Annotated in this window: 1 protein-coding gene; it reads right to left on the bottom strand. The window is 49.1% G+C overall.

Annotated features, from left to right (window positions below):
• Positions 1-111: 111 nt before the first annotated feature.
• Positions 112-1,422: a hypothetical protein gene (locus QVO39_RS01225; protein WP_244400576.1), complete on the bottom strand. Its 1,311-nt coding sequence runs from the start codon at positions 1,420-1,422 to the stop codon at positions 112-114.
• Positions 1,423-1,558: the final 136 nt, after the last annotated feature.

Genomic DNA, 1,558 nt, shown 5'->3' on the forward strand with positions numbered 1-1,558 from the left:
CGAAGTAGAAGAAAAAAAACAGATACCTTTGTTCGTTGACCTATAAGTCTATAATAATAAGGGAGCGAAAGAGAATCTCTTTCGCTCCCTTATTTAAGGAAGATCTACGGGTCAAAACATATAACCGATGGACAGAAAGACGGTATGAGACTGACCATAAGGGGTCACATTCTTGTAGTTGTCAGCTGCCATCTCATCTGCATCCTTGATGGGGAAGCCATACTTGTATCCGGCACCGAAGAAGAGCATATTCCCATACTTCAAGGGGATGCCAAAGTCGCACCTTACGAGCGGTCCAGCACTGATCAGGCTGTAGTCGGAGTGAAGGTCACCGGTAACACATCCACTCAGGGAAGGAATGACATATACAGACTTTAGGTCAAGCGGCACCTGCAGACCCGCAAAAGCATTGAAGCTAAAAAGGGTCACTCGCTTGATGAACTCCTGAGGTACCTCCACTTCCTTGCGATCTTTCAACAAGAAGCTCGGATCCTCCGTTATCAGTGCCGTATCATCCACGAGGCAGGGCTGATTGAATCCTACAGACCCGCCATAAGTGAAGTACGTCCCGAGGGATGAGCGGAGCCCGAGGTAGGAGGCCATCCCAAAGTGTGGCGTTAGGTTTTTAGCCAGATCCGCAGTGTAGATAAGCTCGCCTGACAGCGCACCCGTGACCATCTTATGTGGTGGCAGAGCGAGGACTTGACCCCGGTCATCCTTAATGACCAGCTCACCCTTGCGGTGAGGATCGTAGTACTTCACCACCTTATCTATGTCCTCAAACTCCCACTTCAGTCCTCTCACATAGCTACAGAGCTCCGGATCATCGGCAAGGAATCTGACCACTCCGCCTCTAAACTGAGATCCTTCATAGTTGATCCCGTGTACCAGAGCAACCTTTCTTAGGATACCTCCGCGTTTCTCCAAGAATAGTGGGAAGCTGGGCTTTACCACAGCCATACTTCCTCCACTACGTATGATCCGCTGCTCGTTGCCGATGAAGAAGATGTCCCCATTCTCATCAATCTTGTACGAAGAGGCCAGGAGGTAGGCCGTAAGCTCAGGTCCCCTATCTACGAGAGTCATCCATGCGGCATTGCTTTGCAGGAAGGTGGAGAACTTTTTGTACTCAAAGCGATAGCTCGAGTCCGGTTTCTTGGGGTTGCTTAGCTCGATGCCTTTCAGATCCTCGGACTTGAAGGTGCCGGCTGAATGGGCGAGGGCGAGGTCATCGAAGAGCTTGAGCTCCTTGTCCCCCGACATAGGCATCCTAAGATACCCTGTGTAGGTAGCTCCTTCCTTGGTCTCCAATTGCGCCTTGCAGACATCCCTTGGCTCCGAGGTGAAGAGCTTCATCAAGCCACAGCCTGAGAGAAGCATCATAAGCCCGATCAGGATCGATAAGTTATATGCCAGTTTCATAATAATAACGAAATGAATAGGATAGGTAATCGGCTATCTATGCAACCTGTATTGCAACTCAATAACCACGTTACAAAGGTAATAAAAAAAAGGCGTATAGGTCAAAATGGTGGGTAAAACAGCCTAATAGCCATTT

It is taken from the genome of Porphyromonas sp. CAG:1061, assembly GCF_000435035.1.
Classification (GTDB): Bacteria; Bacteroidota; Bacteroidia; order Bacteroidales; family Porphyromonadaceae; genus Porphyromonas_A; species Porphyromonas_A somerae.

Excerpts from the sequence above, each read along its gene's own strand:
- QVO39_RS01225 (WP_244400576.1), bottom strand. The coding sequence starts at position 1,422 with ATGAAACTGGCATATAACTTATCGATCCTGATCGGGCTTATGATGCTT.